A 1120-nucleotide genomic window follows, 5' to 3' on the forward strand; every position below is an offset into this window, starting at 1 on the left:
GGCATCGCGCCGCCGAGAATCGCGTCGCGCACGCGGCGCAGCAGCTGGCGCTGCAGCGAAGGCGCGCCCGGCGTGCGCGCCAGCGGCGCGTCGAGCGGCAGCAACGGCGCGTCGCCGGAAGGCAGGATTGTCGTCATCGGAACATCGCAGCGTGAAAATGTCGGAACGTGGCGGACGGCTAGTTGCGGACGGCTAGTTGCGGACGGCCGGTCGCGCACGGCCAGCGGCGCACGGCTCGTGGCACCATAAATTCGCCGATCTCTGGCGCTTCTCATGGTACCTCGCCACGACTACGATCGTCTGCATGCCGGCATGTCGCCGGCCGCCAACCGAAGCGAGATCGACCTTGTCCACGCTCACCAACGCTTTCCAGCAATCCATCGGCCACCCCGTTCCCGACTGGTCCGCGCGCCCGCGCCCGGAGCGCATCGTGCTCGAAGGCCGCTACTGCCGGCTCGAACCGCTCGACGCCGAGCGCCACGCGGCCGACCTGTACGCCGCCTACGCCCAGGCGCCGGACGGCAGCGACTGGACCTATCTCGCACACGGCCCGTACACCGACGAGTCGAGCTACCGCGACTACGCGCGCGGCGCGCAGGCGAGCGCGGATCCGCTGCACTACACGGTGATCGACCGTGCCACGGGCCGCGCGGCCGGCACGCTCGCGCTGATGCGCATCGATCCGGCCAACGGCGTGATCGAGGTCGGCTCCGTCACGTTCTCGCCGCTGCTCAAGCGCACGCCCGTCTCGACCGAGGCGCAGTTCCTGCTGATGAAGTACGCGTTCGACACGCTCGGCTACCGGCGCTACGAATGGAAATGCGACGACCTGAACGTGCCGTCGCGCAAGGCCGCCGCACGGCTCGGCTTCCGCTACGAAGGCACGTTCCGGCAGGCGATCATCTACCGCGGCCGCAATCGCGACACTGCATGGTTCTCGATCATCGACGGCGAATGGCCGGATGTCCGCGCCGCTTTCGACGCGTGGCTCGCACCGGAAAACTTCGATGCGCAGGGTCAGCAGCGCCAGTCACTCACCGCGATCCGCCACGCGCAGGCGCGCGCGCGCGATGCGGCCGGCCGCGCGCACGACGCGACGCGCGTCACGGTGCGCCCGCTC

Annotated in this window: 1 protein-coding gene; it reads left to right on the plus strand. The window is 70.1% G+C overall.

What is annotated here, in order from left to right; all coding sequences use genetic code 11:
- Nucleotides 1-346: 346 nt before the first annotated feature.
- On the plus strand, nucleotides 347-1120 hold a 774-nt coding region (locus tag DPV74_RS41470; RefSeq protein WP_162923341.1), incomplete at its 3' end, for a GNAT family N-acetyltransferase.

Origin of the sequence: Burkholderia sp. HAN2018 (assembly GCF_024704855.1) — a bacterium.
GTDB lineage: Bacteria > Pseudomonadota > Gammaproteobacteria > Burkholderiales > Burkholderiaceae > Burkholderia > Burkholderia cepacia.